At 44.8% G+C, this 20,229-nt stretch carries 18 protein-coding genes; all 18 read right to left on the reverse strand.

The window, feature by feature from the left end; translation table 11 throughout:
- Positions 1-45 precede the first annotated feature (45 nt).
- The 18 genes from rbfA to MHH50_RS18610 all read right to left on the reverse strand — a co-directional run bounded on the left by rbfA (position 46) and on the right by MHH50_RS18610 (position 20,193).
- A complete protein-coding gene (gene rbfA, locus MHH50_RS18525; protein ID WP_076127845.1) occupies positions 46-393 on the reverse strand; it encodes a 30S ribosome-binding factor RbfA in 348 nt (115 codons plus the stop codon).
- 18 nt (positions 394-411) lie between these two features.
- Positions 412-3,072, reverse strand: coding sequence for a translation initiation factor IF-2 (gene infB / locus MHH50_RS18530; protein ID WP_076127844.1), 2,661 nt, complete (start codon positions 3,070-3,072; stop codon positions 412-414).
- Positions 3,065-3,388 carry a YlxQ family RNA-binding protein gene (locus tag MHH50_RS18535; RefSeq protein WP_036688466.1) on the reverse strand — a complete coding sequence of 108 codons (324 nt, stop codon included), beginning with the start codon at positions 3,386-3,388 and terminating at the stop codon, positions 3,065-3,067. The genes infB and MHH50_RS18535 overlap by 8 nt, the downstream gene beginning before the upstream one ends.
- The gene (locus tag MHH50_RS18540) at positions 3,381-3,689 is read right to left on the reverse strand and encodes a YlxR family protein (protein ID WP_036688467.1); all 309 of its coding nucleotides are present in this window, start codon (positions 3,687-3,689) and stop codon (positions 3,381-3,383) included. The genes MHH50_RS18535 and MHH50_RS18540 overlap by 8 nt, the downstream gene beginning before the upstream one ends.
- A gap of 28 nt (positions 3,690-3,717) precedes the next feature.
- Entirely contained in the window at positions 3,718-4,815 is a 1,098-nt protein-coding gene (nusA, locus tag MHH50_RS18545; RefSeq protein ID WP_036688470.1) for a transcription termination factor NusA, read from the reverse strand.
- Between the two features lie 26 nt (positions 4,816-4,841).
- A complete protein-coding gene (gene rimP / locus MHH50_RS18550; RefSeq protein ID WP_076127842.1) occupies positions 4,842-5,309 on the reverse strand; it encodes a ribosome maturation factor RimP in 468 nt (155 codons plus the stop codon).
- A gap of 199 nt (positions 5,310-5,508) precedes the next feature.
- Entirely contained in the window at positions 5,509-9,837 is a 4,329-nt protein-coding gene (locus MHH50_RS18555; RefSeq protein WP_076301622.1) for a PolC-type DNA polymerase III, read from the reverse strand.
- Between the two features lie 266 nt (positions 9,838-10,103).
- Positions 10,104-11,552 carry a proline--tRNA ligase gene (proS, locus tag MHH50_RS18560; RefSeq protein WP_036688477.1) on the reverse strand — a complete coding sequence of 483 codons (1,449 nt, stop codon included), beginning with the start codon at positions 11,550-11,552 and terminating at the stop codon, positions 10,104-10,106.
- A 25-nt stretch (positions 11,553-11,577) separates the two neighbouring features.
- Complete coding sequence (gene rseP, locus MHH50_RS18565; protein WP_076127839.1) at positions 11,578-12,852, reverse strand: RIP metalloprotease RseP; 1,275 nt, start codon at positions 12,850-12,852, stop codon at positions 11,578-11,580.
- A gap of 247 nt (positions 12,853-13,099) precedes the next feature.
- Complete coding sequence (locus MHH50_RS18570) at positions 13,100-14,239, reverse strand: 1-deoxy-D-xylulose-5-phosphate reductoisomerase (RefSeq protein WP_340033262.1); 1,140 nt, start codon at positions 14,237-14,239, stop codon at positions 13,100-13,102.
- Positions 14,240-14,260: 21 nt separating this feature from the next.
- The gene (locus MHH50_RS18575; RefSeq protein ID WP_076127836.1) at positions 14,261-15,064 is read right to left on the reverse strand and encodes a phosphatidate cytidylyltransferase; all 804 of its coding nucleotides are present in this window, start codon (positions 15,062-15,064) and stop codon (positions 14,261-14,263) included.
- A 20-nt stretch (positions 15,065-15,084) separates the two neighbouring features.
- The gene (locus tag MHH50_RS18580; protein WP_076127834.1) at positions 15,085-15,852 is read right to left on the reverse strand and encodes an isoprenyl transferase; all 768 of its coding nucleotides are present in this window, start codon (positions 15,850-15,852) and stop codon (positions 15,085-15,087) included.
- A gap of 78 nt (positions 15,853-15,930) precedes the next feature.
- Positions 15,931-16,485, reverse strand: coding sequence for a ribosome recycling factor (frr, locus tag MHH50_RS18585; RefSeq protein WP_076127832.1), 555 nt, complete (start codon positions 16,483-16,485; stop codon positions 15,931-15,933).
- Complete coding sequence (pyrH, locus tag MHH50_RS18590; protein ID WP_036688491.1) at positions 16,485-17,213, reverse strand: UMP kinase; 729 nt, start codon at positions 17,211-17,213, stop codon at positions 16,485-16,487. The genes frr and pyrH overlap by 1 nt, the downstream gene beginning before the upstream one ends.
- Positions 17,214-17,315: 102 nt before the next feature.
- Positions 17,316-17,966 (reverse strand): translation elongation factor Ts, encoded by a 651-nt coding sequence (tsf, locus tag MHH50_RS18595; protein ID WP_036688492.1) that lies wholly within the window; start codon positions 17,964-17,966, stop codon positions 17,316-17,318.
- A 132-nt stretch (positions 17,967-18,098) separates the two neighbouring features.
- The gene (gene rpsB, locus MHH50_RS18600) at positions 18,099-18,800 is read right to left on the reverse strand and encodes a 30S ribosomal protein S2 (protein WP_036688493.1); all 702 of its coding nucleotides are present in this window, start codon (positions 18,798-18,800) and stop codon (positions 18,099-18,101) included.
- 161 nt (positions 18,801-18,961) lie between these two features.
- Positions 18,962-19,618: an endolytic transglycosylase MltG gene (locus MHH50_RS18605; RefSeq protein ID WP_076190898.1), complete on the reverse strand. Its 657-nt coding sequence runs from the start codon at positions 19,616-19,618 to the stop codon at positions 18,962-18,964.
- Positions 19,615-20,193, reverse strand: coding sequence for a hypothetical protein (locus MHH50_RS18610; protein WP_076190895.1), 579 nt, complete (start codon positions 20,191-20,193; stop codon positions 19,615-19,617). The genes MHH50_RS18605 and MHH50_RS18610 overlap by 4 nt, the downstream gene beginning before the upstream one ends.
- Positions 20,194-20,229 lie beyond the last annotated feature (36 nt).

The following is a 20,229-nucleotide window of genomic DNA, read 5'->3' on the forward strand; positions in this document are numbered from 1 at the left end:
AAAATAGCATAACGCTATTTTGAACCCCACTTTAATCACTTATTTCTAATCGTTCTTATGAAGCTCTCCAAGAAGCTTCTCAATATGACTGCCATAAGCGACAGATTCGTCGAACTTGAAGATCAGCTCCGGTGTATGCCGAAGGCGAATGGCCTTGCCAAGCTCTGAGCGAAGAAAACCATTGGCTTTCTCAATCGCTTTAAGCGAGTCTGACTTCTGCTCTTCATCCCCGAACACGCTTAGGTATACCTTGGCTTGCGATAGATCGTTAGTCACGTCTACGCCAGTTACAGTTACAAAACCGATTCGAGGGTCTTTCAGACCGCTTTGGATAAGTTGACTAAGCTCTTTCTTGATCTGCTCGCCCACTCGTCCTGCTCTAATTTTAGACATCTATATTCACCTCTTCGCTTAGCGCTCTACAGTTTCCATAAGAAACGCTTCGATAATGTCGCCCTCTTGGACGTCATTATAGCGTTCCAAAGTTATGCCACATTCATAACCTTGCGCCACTTCTTTGGCATCATCTTTGAAACGTTTCAAAGTATCAACCTTACCTGTGAACACTACGATTCCGCTACGGATCAAGCGCATTTCAGCATTACGGGTAATTTTACCGGAAGTAACCATACATCCTGCAATGGTTCCCACTTTGCTGATTTTGAACACGCTGCGAACTTCGGCGTGACCGATAACATTCTCTTTATAGATAGGATCGAGCATACCTTTCATGGCACTTTCGATTTCTTCAATTACGTTGTAGATAATGTTGTGCAGACGAACATCTACTTTTTCTTGCTCAGCAGCTGCTTTGGTCTGTGCGTCTGGACGAACGTTAAAGCCGATAACGATAGCATTCGATGCTGCTGCAAGCGTAATATCGGATTCAGTAATCGCACCAGCACCGCTGTGAATGATCTTCACGCGCACGCCTTCCACTTCGATCTTAGCCAAGGATCCTTTAAGCGCCTCGACTGAACCTTGTACGTCAGCTTTGATAATCACGTTAAGGTCTTTGATCTCGCCATCTTTAATGTGCTGGAACAGATCATCCAAAGTTACACGGGTGTTCGTATTCAGCTCAGATTGACGTTGGGAAGTAGAACGTCTATCAGCAATCGCACGCGCTTTACGCTCGTCTTCAAAAGCCATAAACGGATCGCCAGCTTGTGGCACCTCAGTCAAACCAGTAATTTCTACTGGAGTAGATGGTCCAGCTTCTTTGATCTTACGACCTTTATCATTGACCATCGCACGTACACGTCCGAAGCAGTTACCTGCTACAAAGGCATCGCCGACTTTCAACGTACCGTTCTGAACGAGTATACGAGCAACTGGCCCACGGGATTTATCAAGCTCAGCTTCTATAACAGTACCGCGTGCCCGTTTGTCAGGGTTCGCTTTGTACTCATTAACTTCAGCTACGAGCAGGATCATTTCCAGCAGTTCTTCCAAGTTAATACGTTGTTTCGCAGAGAGGTTAACGAAGATGGTATCTCCACCCCACTCTTCAGGAACAAGTTCATAACTTGTAAGCTCTTGCTTCACCTTATCAGGATCTGCACCCGGTTTGTCGATTTTATTAACAGCGACAATAATCGGAAGTCCAGCAGCCTTAGCGTGTGCAATAGCTTCAACGGTCTGAGGCATAACACCGTCATCAGCAGCTACTACGATAATTGTCATATCCGTAACCTGTGCACCACGAGCACGCATAGCAGTAAATGCTTCGTGACCAGGTGTATCAAGGAACGTGATTTTCTTTTGGTTGATTTCGACTTGATAAGCACCGATGTGCTGAGTGATTCCGCCGGCTTCGCCTAGCGTCACATTGGTCGAACGAATAGCATCAAGTAGTGTAGTTTTACCATGGTCAACGTGACCCATAATAGTAACTACTGGAGGACGAGTCTGAAGATCCTCTTCATTGTCATTCTCTTCCACTGTTTCGAAGCTGTCCTCGTCAACAGGAATCTTCACTTCTACTTCTACGCCAAATTCAGCAGCGAGTAGCAAAATGGTGTCGATATCAAGTTCTTGGTTGATGGTAGCCATAACACCCATCGAAATCAGCTTTTTGATTACTTCAGAAGCATCCTTGTGAAGCAATTTCGCTGTTTCACCAACGGTCATGCTGCCACGAACGATGATTTTCTTAGGTGTGTTATCGATCTTCTCGCGGTGTACCATTGGCTGGTTCTTGCCACGGCCATTCTTACCACCACGACCGCGGTAGTTACCACCTTTACCATCATCGAAACGTCTTTGATTATTATTCGGTCTGCCACCAGTTGTGTTCTTTTTAGGACCTCTGTCATCACCGCGTGTGAAACCTCCGCCTGTGCCAGATTGACCTTGTGGACGGCTGTCAGTGCGTGGTGCACTGCTTTGTCCTTGCGGACGGCTGCCACTTGTGTTGCTGCCTTGTGGACGGCTTCCACCAGTGTTGCTGCCTTGTGGGCGGCTACCACCAGTATTGCTGCCTTGCGGACGGCTGCCACCGGTATTGCTACCTTGTGGACGGTTGCCGCCAGTATTACTGCTTTGCGGACGGCTGCCACCGGTATTGCTACCTTGTGGGCGATTGCCGCCAGTAGTGCTGCCTTGCGGGCGGCTGCTGCTAGTACTGCTAGTACTGTTAGTACGTGGAGCACCGCTTTGTTGCGGACGTGCATTCTGCGTTGAACCTGTTTGTGTTCTGCGGGAATCTTGTCCGCTTTGGGGCCTTGGGGACGTCGTCGATTGGTTGTTGTTTTGGTTACTGTTCATACCTACCTGCTTTTCCTGTTGATTTTTGTTGGCATTCTGAGCACTTTGAGGTTCGGCTGTTACCGCACCGGTTGTTACCGGCCGGCTGCTGGTGCCGGTATCCCGCTTGGCTGCAGCGTTTGATTTGATATCCTTAAAGAACTGTTCAACTTTGTTCACGGATCCATTCTCCATGACACTCATATGATTATTCACAGGGACATTCAAACGCTTCAGAATAGTAATAATTTCTTTACTGCTCATGTTTAGTGACTTGGCGTATTCGTACACGCGCAATTTATCTTTGTTCTCTTCTTTAGTCAATAAATCCACCTCCGACAGTATCTCCGAGTTGCTTGGAGATCATTTCCGCGAATCCTTTATCCGTAATGGCCAGTACTACACGCTGGTCTTTACCAATACTTGCACCGAGTTCATCCCGGTGAAATGCGATTACTAGTGGAATATCGTAAGTTCCGCATTTATCACGGAACTTTTTTTGGGTATTATCTGAAGCGTCACCTGCCAGAACGACCAGCTTCGCCTCTGAAGACCGTACAGCTTTGAGTACAGCCTCGTCACCGGTGACTATCTTGCCTGCTCTCATGGCAAGCCCTAAATAAGAAAGCGCCTTACTCATTATCCTCACTATCCTTTGCTGCTAGAAACTGCTCTTCCACGGAAGTAAACTCCCGGGCTAGCTGGGCGTAGATTTCAGGACTCACTTGACATTTCAATGCACGGTCAAGTGCTTTGTTCTTTTGTGCCAGCTGAAAGCATTCAAGCTTGCCGCATATGTAAGCACCACGGCCTGACTTCTTGCCCGTCAGATCAATCAGCACTTCACCTTCAGGCGTTCTTACCACACGAATCAGCTCTTTTTTAGGCATCATCTCTTGGGTAGCAACGCATTTACGCAGCGGCACCTTTTTTTGTTTCATAACAAACGCCTCCCGTCAAGCAGGTTAATTAATCTATGGAGACGGAATCCTGATGCATTTCATCAATAGAAGATTTCGGTCTGCCGTATTCCTGCTCCGCTTGAGTTTCACTCTTGATATCAATCTTCCAGCCGGTAAGTTTAGCGGCAAGACGTGCATTTTGCCCTTTAATACCGATAGCCAGTGACAATTGATAATCAGGAACGATAACTCTCGCCATCTTCTCCGCTTCAAAGACTTGAACTTCAAGAACCTTTGAAGGGCTAAGTGCATTCGCAACATATTCCTGCACCAGATCAGAATAACGGACGATATCGATCTTCTCACCGCGAAGCTCAGTAACGATGGTCTGAACGCGTGTGCCTCTTGGACCTACGCAAGAACCAACGGGATCTACTTCTGGATTGCGGGAATACACAGCAATCTTCGAGCGGAAGCCAGCTTCACGGGCTACAGAACGAATCTCAACTACACCATCAAATATTTCAGGAACTTCAAGCTCGAACAGACGTTTCAGTAATCCAGGATGACTGCGGGAGAGCATAATCTGCGGACCTTTTGTTGTATTCTCAACTTTTGTGATATAAGCCTTGATGCGTTCGCTTTGTTTGAACTTTTCACCTGGCATCAATTCGCTAAGCGGAAGAACCGCTTCGATTTTACCAAGATCAATGTAAATGTTCCGCATATCTTGACGTTGAACTAGTCCAGTAACGATATCATCTTCTTTGTCGATAAAAGCATTATAGATAAGTCCACGCTCTGCCTCGCGAATTCGTTGAGTTACAACCTGCTTAGCAGTCTGTGCGGCAATACGTCCAAAATCACGCGGTGTCACTTCAAGCTCAGCGATATCTTCCAGCTGGAAATGCGGGTTAATTTCTCTGGCTGCCGGCAATGAGATTTCAGTCCTTGTATCCAGGACCTCCTCAACAATTAACTTGCGGGCAAACACTTTAATGACACCTGTATTGCGATTCATGTCAACACGCACGTTCTGTGCTGCATTGAAATTACGTTTATAACTAGAGATCAGCGCCGCTTCAATCGCTTCAAACAGCACATCTTTACTGATGCCTCTCTCCCTCTCCAGCTCATTCATTGCTTCAATAAACTCCATACTCATGAATTTCCGGCCCCCCTTTCAAGACGTTAAAAAATAATGGCCAATCTCGCACTTGCGACCTTGGCGTACGGTACTACATGTTCTTTTTTGCCCGCGGAGATGAGCAGTTCCTCGTTCTCGAACGAGAGCAAACGACCTTCAAATTCTTTGAGTCCTTGAATCGGCTCATAAACAGTCACATACACGTCCTTACCTACCGCTTTAGCTACATCCGCAGCTTTTTTGAGAGGACGCTCTGCTCCCGGCGAGGAAACCTCAAGGAAATATGCCTCAGGAATAGGATCATTCTCATCTAACTTCTGACTGAAATATTCGCTAATGATCCCGCAGTCATCAATATCAATGCCGCCTTCTTTATCTACGAATATACGCAGAAACCAATTGGAGCCTTCCTTCACGTATTCAACGTCCACCAGTTCGAAACCATTGTCGTCGAGATAGGGCCCGAGCATCTGCTCTACCGTTTGTTTAATTTTAGATTTGGGTGTGCTCAAAAGAAAATTACCTCCACGAACTTGTCTTTTGCTATATACCAAAGATAAAGAGTGGGTTTCCCCACTCTTTACACAACGGACTTATCTCATTATTACCAAAGAAATTATACCATAGGGAAACTGGACTGACAAGTGCTAGCCCTTGACTCCCCCTTTGGAGCACTCTTTTCTAGCCATGAAATAAGTGTTGTTAAAGCCTTTAAAATAGGGAAAGTTGATTGCTTTCCGGTAAGCCGCGGAAGCAGCCCATGCCGGTCAGCAGCTCAATAACCGTCTTACTTGCCTTTGATTTCTGCTGGAAATCTTCAATAGACAGGAACTCGCCAGCATCTTTCGCAGCAGCTATGTTGATAGCAGCATTCTCACCAATTCCCGCTAAAGCAGAAAACGGAGGAATCAAACTCTTGTCATCAACAATAAACTTATTCGCTTCTGAGCGGTAAAGATCAATGTTTTTGAATGTAAACCCACGTGCCGTCATCTCCAAAGCCATCTCAAGGACAGGCAACATAGCCTTTTCCTTAGGCAAAGCTTGAAATCCTTTTTGCTCAATCTCTACGATCTGACGGCTGATGGCTTCATACCCCTTACAGCACAATTCAATATCAAAATCTGCTGCACGTACAGAGAAATAAGTCGCATAATATTCAATAGGATGATACAGCTTGAAGTAGGCGGTACGTACTGCAGAAATTACGTATGCAGCAGCATGCGCCTTCGGGAACATGTATTGAATCTTTAGACAAGAATCAATATACCATTGTGGGACCTTGCACTTTTTCATTTCCTCGATCCATTCGTCAGACAAACCTTTACCTTTACGAACACTCTCGGTAATTTTAAAGGCCAAGCTCGCATCCATTCCCGCTTTATAAATTAAGAAGAGCATGATGTCATCACGGCAACCGATAACGGTCTTAATGTTACAAGTGTTATTCTTTATAAGCTCTTGAGCGTTACCAAGCCAAACTCCAGTACCATGAGACAAACCTGATATTTGCAGTAAGTCAGCAAAGCTGGACGGCTTCGACTCAATAAGCATTTGACGTACGAACTTGGTACCCATTTCGGGCACACCATAGGTCGCAACCGGTGATCTGATTTCGTCAGGTCTTACTCCAAGTGCATCTGTAGAGTTAAACATGCTCATTACTTTCGGATCATTCATCGGGATAGAAGTTGGATCAACACCTGTCAAATCCTGAAGCATCCGCATCATCGTCGGATCATCATGACCCAGAATATCAAGCTTCAGCAAATTCGCGTCAAAAGCGTGATAATCAAAGTGTGTGGTCTTCCATTCAGCATTGACATCATCCGCCGGGAATTGTACTGGCGTAATATCTTCTACCTCCATATAGTCTGGAACAACGACTATACCACCCGGATGCTGTCCCGTACTACGTTTAACGCCTGTACAGCCAGCCGCCAGACGGCCAACTTCAGCTCCACGCCAACGTTTCTGGTGAAGTTCTTCGTATTTTTTTGCAAATCCGAAGGCTGTCTTCTCAGCTACGGTACCAATCGTTCCGGCACGGAATACATTTTTCTCACCAAACATTTCTTTGGTAAAGTTATGTGCATTCGGCTGATATTCCCCTGAGAAGTTCAAGTCGATATCGGGGACTTTATCCCCTTTAAATCCAAGGAAGGTCTCGAACGGAATATCCTGGCCTTCACCTTTGAGCTTCTGACCGCAATCCGGGCAGACTTTATCTGGTAAATCGAATCCGCTCCGCACACTACCGTCCAGGAACCATTCATTATGGCGACACTCGGGGTTTAGGCAAATATAATGCGCAGGCAAAGGATTAACTTCTGAAATTCCTAGAAATGTAGCTACTACAGAAGAACCTACGGAACCCCGCGAGCCTACGAGATACCCATCCTGATTTGACTTTTTAACGAGACGTTCAGAAATCAAATAGTTGGCAGAGAACCCGTATTTAATAATCGGTGCAAGCTCTTTCTCCAAACGGGCAATAACTACCTCAGGCAGCTCTTCACCGTAAATGGATTTGGCAGTATTGTAGCAGGTCTCGCGAATTTCTTCGTCCGCCCCGTCAATAATTGGTGTAAATAGCTTATCTGGAAATAGCTCCAGTTCTTCAAAACGCTCCGCCAGCTCAACTGTATTTGTGACAACGACTTCCATCGCTTTTTCAGCACCAAGAAATTCGAATTCAGACAGCATTTCATCTGTTGTGCGGAAGTGTGCATCCGGTTTGCGTTGGTCTTTAAGCGGACTAAAGCCCGTGATCCCATTAATCGTAATATCACGATACAGCTTGTCCCGGGGTTCAAGATAATGTACATTCCCCGTTGCGATAACAGGTTTATTCAACTGTTCCCCTATTTCGCAAACCTTCCGGACTACATCGCGAAGCTCATCAGGGCCTGCTACAAAGCCCTTGTCCACCAAGTGCATGTACATGGTCAATGGCTGAATCTCCAGCACATCATAAAAATGAGCAACCTCCATGGCTTCCTCAGTCGTTTTGTTGAGTACTGCTTCAAAAAACTCTCCACGTTCACAACCGGAAATCACTAGCAGTCCATCTCTATGCTCTTCCAGCTTGGATTTTGGAATACAAGGTACACGTTTGAAATATTCCGTATGTGACATGGAAATGAGCTTATAGAGATTCTTTTTCCCTATTTGATTTAGTGCATAAATATTACAGTGGAACGGTCGTGTGTTCGAAAGATCATTACCCACATAATCGTTTAGTCGATCAAGGCGGGTCATGCCCTTCATCTTTTCAGCATCTGCGAGCAATCCTGTTAATATACCGCCAAGTGCTATGGTATCATCAATCGCACGGTGATGGCTTTCCAGAAGAACTTTATATTTATCGGCTAATGTGTTCAGCCTGTGATTCTTCATGCTTGGATATAGTAACCGAGCGAGCTCAAGCGTATCAAGAGATGGATTCGGAAGCACAGGTTCACCTATTTTACGTAACGAGGCCTGAATAAAACCCATATCAAATCTGGCGTTATGAGCTACAAGGATACTGTCACCCACAAATTCAACAAACTTACGCAGCACTGGTTCAAGATCAGGAGCATCCTTAACCATTTCATCCGTAATATTGGTCAATTGCTGAATATGATAAGGGATTTTCTCATGCGGATTAACAAAAGTAGAATAACGGTCTACTTCTTTGCCTTCGCACATTTTAATGGCCGCCAGCTCCGTAATATTATTGCGGGTAATCGATAAACCCGTGGTTTCTATATCAAACACTACATAGGTAGCTGTCTTCAAGTCCAAAGGCTGAGCGTTCTCGACAATATTCACAGAGTCATTCACAACATTAGCTTCCACACCATAAATCATTTTTATCTTATGCTTATGAGCTGCATGGTTTGCATCAGGAAAAGCCTGAACGCCGCCATGATCAGAAATAGCAATCGCAGGATGACCCCACTGGGCAGCTGTTTTGACATAGGTAGTGATCGGAGTGACCGCATCCATCGTACTCATCGTAGTGTGAAGGTGGAATTCCACCCGTTTCTTAGGAGCTGTATCTTTACGCGCAGGCGGTGCCTTAACTTCCGTTAAATCTGAAGGGATCATCACGAGCTCAGGAATCTGCATAAAACGGTCATATTCAACTTTCCCGCGTGCTCTTACCCATTTGCCATTAGCTAGCTGACTCATAACCTTCAGATCATCTTTAGTCTTCGCGAACATCTTCATTTGTAGAGAATCCGTAAAATCGGTCAGACTGAAAGTGAACAAGGTACTGCCATTGCGAAGCTCCTTACGATCCAGACCAAAAATGGTACCCTGAATTGTAATTTTCTTCTCTTCATCTTGAATTTCAAGAATCGGCACGGCCTGTTCCTTAATTTCATACCCCACTTGAAGCTTAATTACTTCATTAGGATCACTATCATCAGCAGGAGCTTCTGTTTCCACAGCAGTCATCATCTGCTCAACGATCTCGCGTTGTTCTTGCTGAAGCTTTTGCTGAAATTCTTCGAATGCTTCAACATTATTATTTTCGTTCTCCGCCATTAGTAATTTAACTTTTAAGGAGAGACCGAAATACTTATCATAAAATTTAATAATTGCTCCATCGATGCTTTTTTTGCGAGCTAACTCCATCGAAGTGGAATCACTCATCGTTAACATTAAAGTATCCTCTTTAAGCTCCTGTGAGGAGCGGGTCAGCCAGCCGTTTACCGATGGAATCTCCCGATGTACCCACTCCAGAAACAGTCCCCAATATTCCTGGACAAGCTCCGCTCTGCTAACCTTCTCATCATAGATGAACAAAAAGCTTACTTTAGCTATATGCTGTAGCTTCTCACGCATTCTAAGGCAAAATGTCCGATATACCTGTGCTGGAACCAGACTATCTTTCGCTATAACGATTTGCCAGTCCCGGTTGCCACGACTGATCTCAACACGTTCTATATACCCATCCAAAAAGTAGGGGTCCATGATTGCAGGTGGAATTTCACCCTGCTTCATCAAGAGCTCGAACCTTTTTCTTCTCTCCTGGTTTTGTTCCATGCTTTCCTCCCACCTTTAATAACCCAGTTAAAACTATCCATGATATACAGTGAAAGTACAATATGATAAGAAGAAACGATGTAGTCGACTTTTAAAGACGACAACTGTTTCTCGTAAAAATATAAGAATTTATAGCGAAAACCTATAAATTCTTATATTTTAAAAAGCTTCTGGTTTCAAAAAGCATTGGGTTCTTACGGCCCGCCGACTCCTCTCGCCAGAAGCTAAATTAAAATACTACAAGACTGTTGATCGGTGCCTAATGATTAATACGCCTTTGCAAAAACCACAGTATGCTTGGCTGGTTGGCCACAGCAAATGCAGACTTGCTTAGTCTCCGCTGGATCAAAAGGAATATTGCGGCTACCCGCACCTGTCTCTTCCTTAACTTTGGACTCGCATTCTTCGGAACCACACCATCCAGCTAGAGCAAATCCACGTTTTTCGTCCATCGAAGCTTTCATTTCCTCCAAGGAATCCACAGAATAGAAATGGTCCTCACGGAATTTCAGCGCACGTTCGAACATTTCATTGTGAACCTGTTCAAGCATTGTTTGAACCTCTTCTACGAGGTTTTCCTGTTGAATAACCTTCTTCTCACCGGTGACACGTGAGACGAGAACGCAGACGCCATTCTCCATATCGCGTGGTCCAAGCTCCAAACGTACTGGCACTCCACGCATTTCATATTCATTAAACTTCCAGCCTGGGGTAACATCTGAACGATCATCTACACGTACACGAACGCCAGCATTCTTCAATTCCTTAAACAGCTCGTCCGTCCGCCCAATCACAGCTTCGCGGGTCTTAGGAGGTCCGATAGGAATCATAATAACTTGCGTTGGAGCTACCTTAGGCGGCAGAACAAGACCGCGGTCATCTCCATGTACCATAATCAAGGAGCCAATCAAGCGAGTGGTTGAGCCCCATGAAGTAGTGTGTACATACTCCAAATTATTGTCACGGCTTAAATATTGAATCTCAAAAGCTGTGGCAAACTTGGTGCCAAGGTAATGTGAAGTAGCAGCCTGAACAGCGCGTCCATCCTTCATCATCGCTTCAATAGAATACGTATCTACCGCACCGGCAAAACGCTCGGAAGGTGTCTTTTGTCCGGTAATAACCGGAATGGCAAGATAGGTCTCGACAAAATCACGGTAGTTATCCAGCATCCGCATAGTTTCTTCACGAGCTTCCGCTTCATTCTCATGCGCGGTATGCCCTTCTTGCCAAAGAAACTCAGTAGTGCGGATAAATGGCAATGTACGTTTCTCCCAACGAACCACGTTCGCCCATTGATTGATAAGTACAGGAAGGTCACGATAAGATTGAATCCATTTGGAGTACATGTGGCCGAACATGGTCTCTGAAGTAGGACGAACTGCGAGACGTTCCTCAAGTACGTCACCACCCGCTTCTGTTACCCATGGCAGCTCTGGATTAAAGCCTTCAATGTGATCCTTTTCCTTCTGAAAGAAACTCTCTGGAATGAACACTGGAAAATAAGCGTTTCGATGCCCAGTTTCCTTGAGTCGACGGTTCATTTCCTCCTGAATATGCTCCCATATTTCATAGCCTTCTGGCTTAAATACAATACAGCCACGAACAGGAGAGTAATCCATCAAGTCTCCTTTTTTAATAACATCAATATACCAGCGTGAGAAATCCTCGCTTTGCGGCGTGATTTCCGTAACGAATTGTTTATCTTTTGCCATGTAATGGAATGCCTCCCGAAGAAAATTAGCCGCTGATCAAACGTAAAATATCATTATACGTAACAGCAATCATTAATAAAAATAGCAGTGCAAAACCTACAAAGTGAACCATGCCTTCATGACCCGGATCCACAGGTTTGCCACGCAGTGCCTCTACACCTAGGAATGCCAGACGGCTTCCATCGAGTGCCGGAATCGGCAAGAGGTTAAATATCCCCAGATATAGACTCAAAATAGCGGCCCAGTATGTAAGATACTGAATACCTTGTTGAGCAATTTGACCGGTTACCTCAAACGTACGAACCGGACCTCCAATATCATCCATATTGAATTTATTGATCAATTGTTTAAAGCCCAAAAAGATAGCTTCTGTCGTATCGACCATAGCTTTTCCTGAACCTGTTATCGTCTCGCCAAAACCAGCTTTACGAGTAGGCAGCTCAGGAGTGATGCCTATTTTACCGCCTTCTTGCCCTTCCATACTACGAGGAACTAGCGTAACGTTAAGGGTTTCCTCTCCCCGCTGCAGCGTCCAGTTCATTTCTTTCCCTTTGGACTCCGAGGTCAAGCTAATCATTTTTTGGTAATCAGCACCGATCTTCTCACCATTGATGGAGACAATGATGTCGCCCTTTTGGAGTCCTGCTTCTTGCGCAGGCATTCCTTCGGAGACGTCGCCAATCTTAACAAAAGTAGGATTTTCAACTTGAATACCGACCATTTGCAAATGGATGGCAAAGAGTACAAAGGCTAACAGAAAGTTCATCACAGGACCCGCAACGATAGCCAACGCACGCTGACCCACGGTCTTGCTGCCGAATTGACGATCTTTAGGTGCAATTTGTGTCTGTTGCGTTCCTTTAATCATCATCGCTTGCGGATGAACATCATAAGTTGTAACTTCTCCGTCCACATCTAAGGTAATCTGCAATTTATCCTCGAGATCGGTATTCAGCGCCTCACCACGGATAACATTTCTACGGGTGTCTAGTGCATCCAGATAAATGTTTTTAACTTTATTGTCTTGTCCGAGCCTTACCGCAATGGTCTGTCCAGAACCTATCTCGACAATCTCAGGATCTTCACCAGCCATGCGGGCATAACCGCCAAAAGGCAGTAAGCGAAGAGTGAACTGAGTCTCATTCCGTTTATAAGAAAACAGTTTCGGACCGAAACCGATAGCAAATTCCCTCACGAGAATACCGGCGCGTTTGGCAAAATAATAGTGACCCCATTCGTGTACAGTCACAAGTACAAAAAACATGAGCACCGTTAAAAAAACGACCTGAACCATTTCCAAACGTATCATCCCCCTTTAGGTGTAAGACCGAAGTATGTCCTCTTAATTTATCATTATTCTCCGATCAGGCACAAGAGAATCAACTGTCCCAACCTATTTTTAGGGCAAAGTAAGTATTTCCAGTCAAGCAATAACACCATCGGTGTCCCTTAAGGAGTCGGTACGCGTTTACGCGAGAAATATAAGGATACTGTATAAAGTGAAACTTATACTTTCTTATATTTCTAAAAGGAGATCTTTCAACGTTCTACAGCGTAGCTGCCAGTTCTCGAACACGTCTATCACAGGATTCAATTTGTTCCAGATTCGGATTATGCTCGTTATTATGACGATCTAGCACTTCTCCGATAATTTCCTCAATACGCAGAAAAGAGATCTCATGACTCAAGAATCGAGCAACAGCTATTTCGTTCGCAGCATTAAAAGCCGTAGTCGCTGTTCCACCAGCTTTTCCACAATCTATCGCTAGCTTCAGTGCAGGGTAACGTTCAAAGTCCATTTCACGGAAGGTCAAACGTCCTATCTCTGCTAACGACAAACGCTGTGCCGGAGATTCCCAACGAGCTGGATAAGTAAGTGCATATTGAATCGGGACACGCATATCGGGATTGCCAAGCTGGGCAATAATACTGCTGTCACGGAATTCAACATATGAGTGAATGATGCTCTCCGGGTGCAGCAGCACATTCACTTGTTCATACGGAAGACCGAATAACCAATGTGCTTCAATAACCTCTAGGCCCTTGTTCACCATTGTAGCAGAATCTATCGTTATTTTCGCGCCCATGCTCCAATTCGGATGACGAAGCGCATCTTTTACCGTCACATCCTTAAGCTGATCACGCGTAAAGTCACGGAATGAGCCGCCGGATGCTGTTAAAGTAATGTAGGCAATATCTGAGATGTTCTCGCCATTGAGACATTGATAAATAGCTGAATGCTCACTATCAATCGGCAACAGCTTAACTCCCTTACGATTAGCAAGATCAGTGACCAAATGTCCGGCCGTTACTAATGTCTCCTTATTGGCGAGTCCAATATGTTTGCCAGCTTCAATTGCCGCTAGTGTTGATTGAAGCCCTACGCTTCCCATAACAGCCGTTACGACCATTTCGGCATCGCCGCCAGCCGCCACTTCAACAAGCCCTTCATTCCCGCTGTAAAGCTCTATACCAGAAGGTAGGCTGGATCTAATCTCATCTGCCAGCTCTTTCGTTGCCACAGAGACTCTACGCGGGTTAAAACGACGAACTTGCTCCAGTAATAATGCTGTATTTGTTCCGGCCGCCAAGCCATCTACTTCAAAAGAGTCTGGGTGCATTGCGATGACATCTAGAGTCTGAGTGCCGATCGAACCCGTCGAACCTAGAACACTTATTTTTTTCATAGTTATACTCTCTCCCTTCGTTTAATAGTAAGGCATAAGCATTACAATATGTACGAATGGAAATACGATAATCCAGCTGTCACATCGATCAAGAATACCGCCATGCCCTGGCAAAAGTGTACCTGAGTCTTTAATGCCATACGCACGTTTATAAGCTGACTGCACAAGATCTCCAAGCTGTCCTAATATCGCACAAGAAAGCCCAATAAGCAATGCTCGTCCTATCGTCAAGTGTTCAGGAGCAAGCAGCGCAAACACGATAGAAATAAGCATCGAGATCAGTACCCCGCCAACAGCACCTTCCACCGTTTTGTTAGGACTGATGGCCGGCCAGAGCTTGTTCTTGCCAAAGCTTCTGCCTACAAAATATGCCCCCGCATCACTGCCCCAAATGCAGAACAGGAGCAAAAAAGTCCAGAACAAACCATGTCCGTCATCCGATGCACGAGCCACGGCCATATAAGAGAAGCCCATTCCAATGTATACAATACCAGTAAACAGCAAGGCTGTTACTCGAATATCTAATTTATTTTTAGTAAAAACGGTGACCAGAAGGAACAATAACAGCAGAATCCAAATCCCTTGCTCCCAGGACAACGGCTCATTAACACCAAGCAAATTCCATGGGATCATGAAGCTTAGAATAGCTGCGTAACCCAGAACAGTAGTACCGGAAAGCGTAGGAATACCTATCATTTTGACAAATTCATAAAAACCTATAAGAGCCATAGCAATAAGCAGAACCTGATACGGCCAGTTTCCCAGTACACATAACCCTAAAAATAATACTCCGGCAACAATTCCGGTAATCAATCGCTGCTTCAAAGGTTCCATCTCCTAACAAGCTACTTCAGTCCACCATAACGGCGTGTTCGTCGTTGATATTCAGCAACGGCCTGATGCAAATGCTCTTTGTCGAACTCAGGCCAGTACACATCAGTAAACCACAGTTCACTATAGGCAACCTGCCATAACATAAAATTGCTAAGCCGAATTTCTCCGCTTGTACGTATCAGCAAATCAGGATCGGGTAAACCAGCAGTTAATAGTCTGTTGTTAATCAACTCTGATGTAATTTCTTCTGGCGACAATATACCAGCTTGGATATCTTTCCCTAAGCTGCGCATACAGCCTTCTATTTCATTGCGTCCACCATAGTTAAGAGCAAAATTTAAGATCAATCCAGTATTCTCTTTTGTTCGAGCTACCGCCTCTTCCATAGCCTTACGGGTATATGAAGGTAAAGCGTCAGCGTCACCCATCATGCGTACTTGAACATTCTTCTCGATTAGCTCATCAAGCTCAATCGCCAGAAACTCCCCAGGCAAACGCATCAAGTAATCGACTTCTTCTTTCGGGCGTATCCAGTTTTCTGTCGAGAACGCATACATCGTTAAGTATTTAATACCTAATTCGTCTGCAGCGATCGTAGCACGTTTGACAGCCTTCATGCCGTTCTGATGACCCATAACGCGCGGTAAGCCGCGCCGTTTAGCCCAGCGTCCATTACCATCCATTATCACAGCCACATGCCGGGGAATGTTATCCGGTGAAATCTCGACTGACTGTTGCCTGTCTTTACGGCTCAGCCACGCTTGAATCCGTTTGATCATTTCCGTTTCCTCCAAGCTCTTATCAGAAAGAGACAAACCCCACCATTAACGGAGGGGCCTTAAGTCTCTTGAATATCATTAAACTTCCATAATCTCTTTTTCTTTGGAAACAAGCACTTTGTCAACTTCGGCTATGAACTTATCCGTTGTTTTTTGAATGTCTTCCTGATGACCACGGGACTCATCTTCAGAGATACCGTTTTTCTCCATCTTTTTAATATCATCGTTGGCATCACGGCGAATGTTGCGGATCGCAACTTTCGCTTCTTCACCAAACTTTTTAGTCAGCTTAACCAAGTCCGTCCGACGCTCTTCAGTCAGCGGAGGGATAGAAAGACGAATAATGGTGCCGTCATTGGCAGGTGTCAATCCGATATCGGATTTCATGATCGCCCGTTCAATATCAGACATCGATGTTTTGTCCCACGGCTGAATCAACAGTGTCCGGGAATCCGGAGTACTAATGTTGGCCAGCTGATTAATCGGAGTAGGTGCCCCGTAATATTCAACTTGAATACGATCGAGAAGCGATGTTGTTGCACGTCCTGCACGTAATGTCGCCAAGTCACGTTTCAGCGATGAAATCGCTTTTTCCATACGCTCTTCAGCATTTTTTTTGACCGATTGTGGCATTAATCTACACTCCCTTTAACAATCGTTCCGATCTTCTCACCGAGAACGACACGTTTGATATTGCCTTGTTCTGTAATGGCAAATACAATGAGCGGTATATTGTTATCCATGCATAAAGATGAAGCTGTTGAATCCATAACACCGAGGTTTTTGTTCAGAACATCCATATAAGTAAGCTGTTCGAATTTCTCAGCGGTACTATCTTTGAACGGATCAGCAGAATATACTCCATCAACCTTATTTTTCGCCATCAGAATAACTTCTGCTTCGATCTCTGCCGCTCTAAGTGCTGCAGTAGTATCTGTTGAGAAGAATGGGTTACCTGTGCCTGCTGCAAAAATAACAACGCGGCCCTTCTCCAAGTGGCGAATCGCACGACGACGAATGTATGGTTCAGCAATTTGTTGCATCGAGATCGAAGTCTGTACTCTTGTTGGCACATCGATTTGCTCCAATGCATCCTGCAGTGCAAGTGAGTTCATTACTGTTGCCAGCATACCCATATAATCTGCAGTAGCGCGATCTATGCCGCTTGCGCTGCCCGCGATCCCGCGCCAAATGTTCCCCCCGCCACAAACAATCGCAACCTGAACGCCAAGTTCTACAACTTCCTTGATCTGTTCAGCGATGGAAATAATCATGTCGGCATCAATACCATATCCGTTTTGTCCTGCCAAAGACTCTCCACTTACCTTAAGGACTACTCTCTTAAATACCGGCTGTTCCAAATGTATACCCTCACTTTCTGCAAAAGACGGAACACTACGTGTACGTGTTCCGCTCTTCTGATGCTTGCCTTTATTCAATTCTTCACATTTATGATGAAACTATTATTGATTAACTTGTGCCATAACTTCTTCAACAAAGTTATCCACTTTCTTTTCCAAACCTTCGCCTAGTTCAAAACGAGCAAAACGACGGATCGAGATGTTTTCTCCGATGGTGCTGATTTTTTCATTCAACAATTGGGAGATTGTTTTGTCAGGGTCTTTAACGAAAGTTTGCTCAAGCAAGCAATACTCTTCGTAATATTTACCAATACGTCCTTCAACCATTTTTTCAATGATTTTCTCAGGCTTACCTTCGTTCAAAGCTTGAGCTTTCAGGATTTCTTTTTCTTTCTCAACATCTTCTTGTGGAACTTCTTCACGACGAACATAACGTGGGTTTGCTGCAGCGATTTGCATAGCGATATCGCGAGCAAATTCCTTGAAGGAATCTGTTTTACCAACAAAGTCAGTTTCGCAGTTGATTTCTACAAGTACACCAATACGGCCGCCAGCGTGGATGTAAGATTCTACAACACCTTCAGTAGCAATACGTCCTGCTTTGTTTGCTGCTGCGGACAGACCTTTTTCACGAAGCAATTCTGCTGCTTTAGTGATATCGTTATTAGCTTCTTCAAGCGCTTTTTTACAATCAAGCATACCAGCGCCTGTTCTTTCACGAAGTTCTTTTACTGCTTTTGCATCAACTGCCATTGTTTATTCCCTCCAGGTAATTGTCGTTTTCTTACATTATTCAAGGCCTTTATCCTAAAAAAAGGGCAGTGAGAGGTTATCCACCTGCCAACCACCCTTTTCATTTAAGTTCTTGTATGTGTTAGTCGCTACTTAAGCAGTAGTTGTGTCTTCGCCTTGGTGAGCTTCAACAACAGCGTCTGCCATTTTACCAGTCAACAATTTAACAGCGCGGATAGCGTCGTCGTTACCTGGAATTACGTAGTCGATTTCGTCTGGATCACAGTTAGTATCAACGATAGCTACGATTGGAATACCCAATTTGCGAGCTTCTGCAACTGCAATACGCTCTTTACGCGGGTCAATGATGAACAGCGCGCTTGGAAGACCTTTCATGTTCTTGATACCGCCCAAGAATTTTTCAAGACGATCTTTCTCTTTGCGAAGAAGGATAACTTCTTTCTTAGGTAGTACTTCAAAAGTACCGTCTTCTTCCCAAGATTCCAATTTCTTCAAGCGATCAATACGCTTTTGGATAGTTTGGAAGTTGGTAAGAGTTCCGCCCAACCAACGTTGGTTAATGAAGAACATACCGGAACGTTCTGCTTCTTCTTTTACGGAATCTTGAGCTTGTTTCTTTGTTCCTACGAATAGGATTGTGCCGTTGTCACCAGCGACGCTTTTTACAAAGTTGTAAGCTTCCTCTACCTTTTTGACTGTTTTTTGCAAGTCAATAATGTAAATTCCGTTTCTTTCAGTGAAGATATAACGATCCATCTTTGGGTTCCAACGACGAGTCTGGTGACCGAAGTGTACCCCAGCTTCTAGAAGCTGTTTCATGGAGATTACTGCCATCTTCACACACCTCCTAAGTTTGGTTTATTGTGTGTCTCCTCCGCCATGCGTCATCTTTCAGCAAGACTTTCTTCAGAAGAAAGCACCCCTTGTCGAAATCAACCGGCGTGTGTTTTAACACCGTCAATTACTATACCATATTATCTCAGTGTATGCAACGATCACTTTAAAGTTATTAATTTTTCTATTATGGAGTCAATACTCTCTCCCTTATTAAAGCTATAAGAACCGGATTGAATTTTGGTATTAATCTTACGTTTGTTTGCAGCCTCTAGAAAAGTAGACTTATCTTTAATGACGCCAGCCTTCGCTAAAATATCTGTTGTTGCTGTCAATGTGCTGCCAGATGGAATTCGAACAGAAACACTAGCATTTGCTGTGACTTTAGGCGTTACAGGAGCTACAGCGGTTGGAGCGGCACTGGCCTTTGGAGTGACCTTTGGCTGCTCAACCTTCCCGTCAGTAGGCGTAGATGGCTTGTTCGGGGCAATGGCTTTATCAGAGCTATCAGGCGTTGTAGGTGACACTGCCGGCGTGGGGGAGGCTGCAGCAGCCGGCGCAGAGGGGCTGACGTTCTCCTTGCTTTCTGCTGTCGGCCCCCCGGTCTCTGTGACTTCCTCTTTATTATCATTCTCAGCTTCGCCCGAGGAAGGTTCTGCAGCTTCATCGATGACTTTCATATTCAATTTCTCCGCACCCTGTAGAACTTGTTCTTTGGTAAGTGGAGCCGCTCCACCGGAGATCATTAATTGAAGTAATAAAGCGCCAGTAATTAGCCCTGTGCCTAGCCCGAACAAGAATGAACGGTTCTTAATCATACCGATTCCTCCTGTTTGGCAAGTTGCAGAATCAGTTGCACTTCCCCTCGCTGAAGTCCAGCCGTCTTGGCAATGGAGTCTATCGATTTGCCCTGCTCATGCAGTTCAAACAATCTTGGGTAACGTAATTTTATCGAACTAATAGGTTTCGCTTTCACATCTGGCGACACTGAACTCATCTCTGCTGGGAGAGACGGATCTTCGTTAACACCAACTTTAACCTTCGAACCTTGTTCAACCGACACTGCAAGTTCTTTCAAACTCTTCTCTTCCTCGGCCACTCGTGCTTCTAGCTTTAAAGAGCTGTTCTGCAACTCTACCACTTGACGCTGTAATTCATTAACCTGTCCCTGCAGTACATTATGATTAGTTTGCGATTGTTGTTTAATACTACTAACTAATTGTACCAGTTCCTCATTCTCGCGCTCAATGTCTGCCATATATAGCTCAAGCGCAGCCTCTGTTTCTTTGAGGCTCTGCTGATTAGCTTTTCCTTCCTTAACACGTGCGGGAAGTAAAAGGGCATAAAGAATAGCGGCGACACCTACTAGCACAATATAAACCCATGGTTGCAAGTGCCTTATCTCCTTTTACATATCAGATGTTGATTC

Origin of the sequence: Paenibacillus sp. FSL H3-0302, from assembly GCF_037982245.1 — a bacterium.
GTDB classification, from domain to species: Bacteria; Bacillota; Bacilli; order Paenibacillales; family Paenibacillaceae; genus Paenibacillus_AQ; species Paenibacillus_AQ odorifer.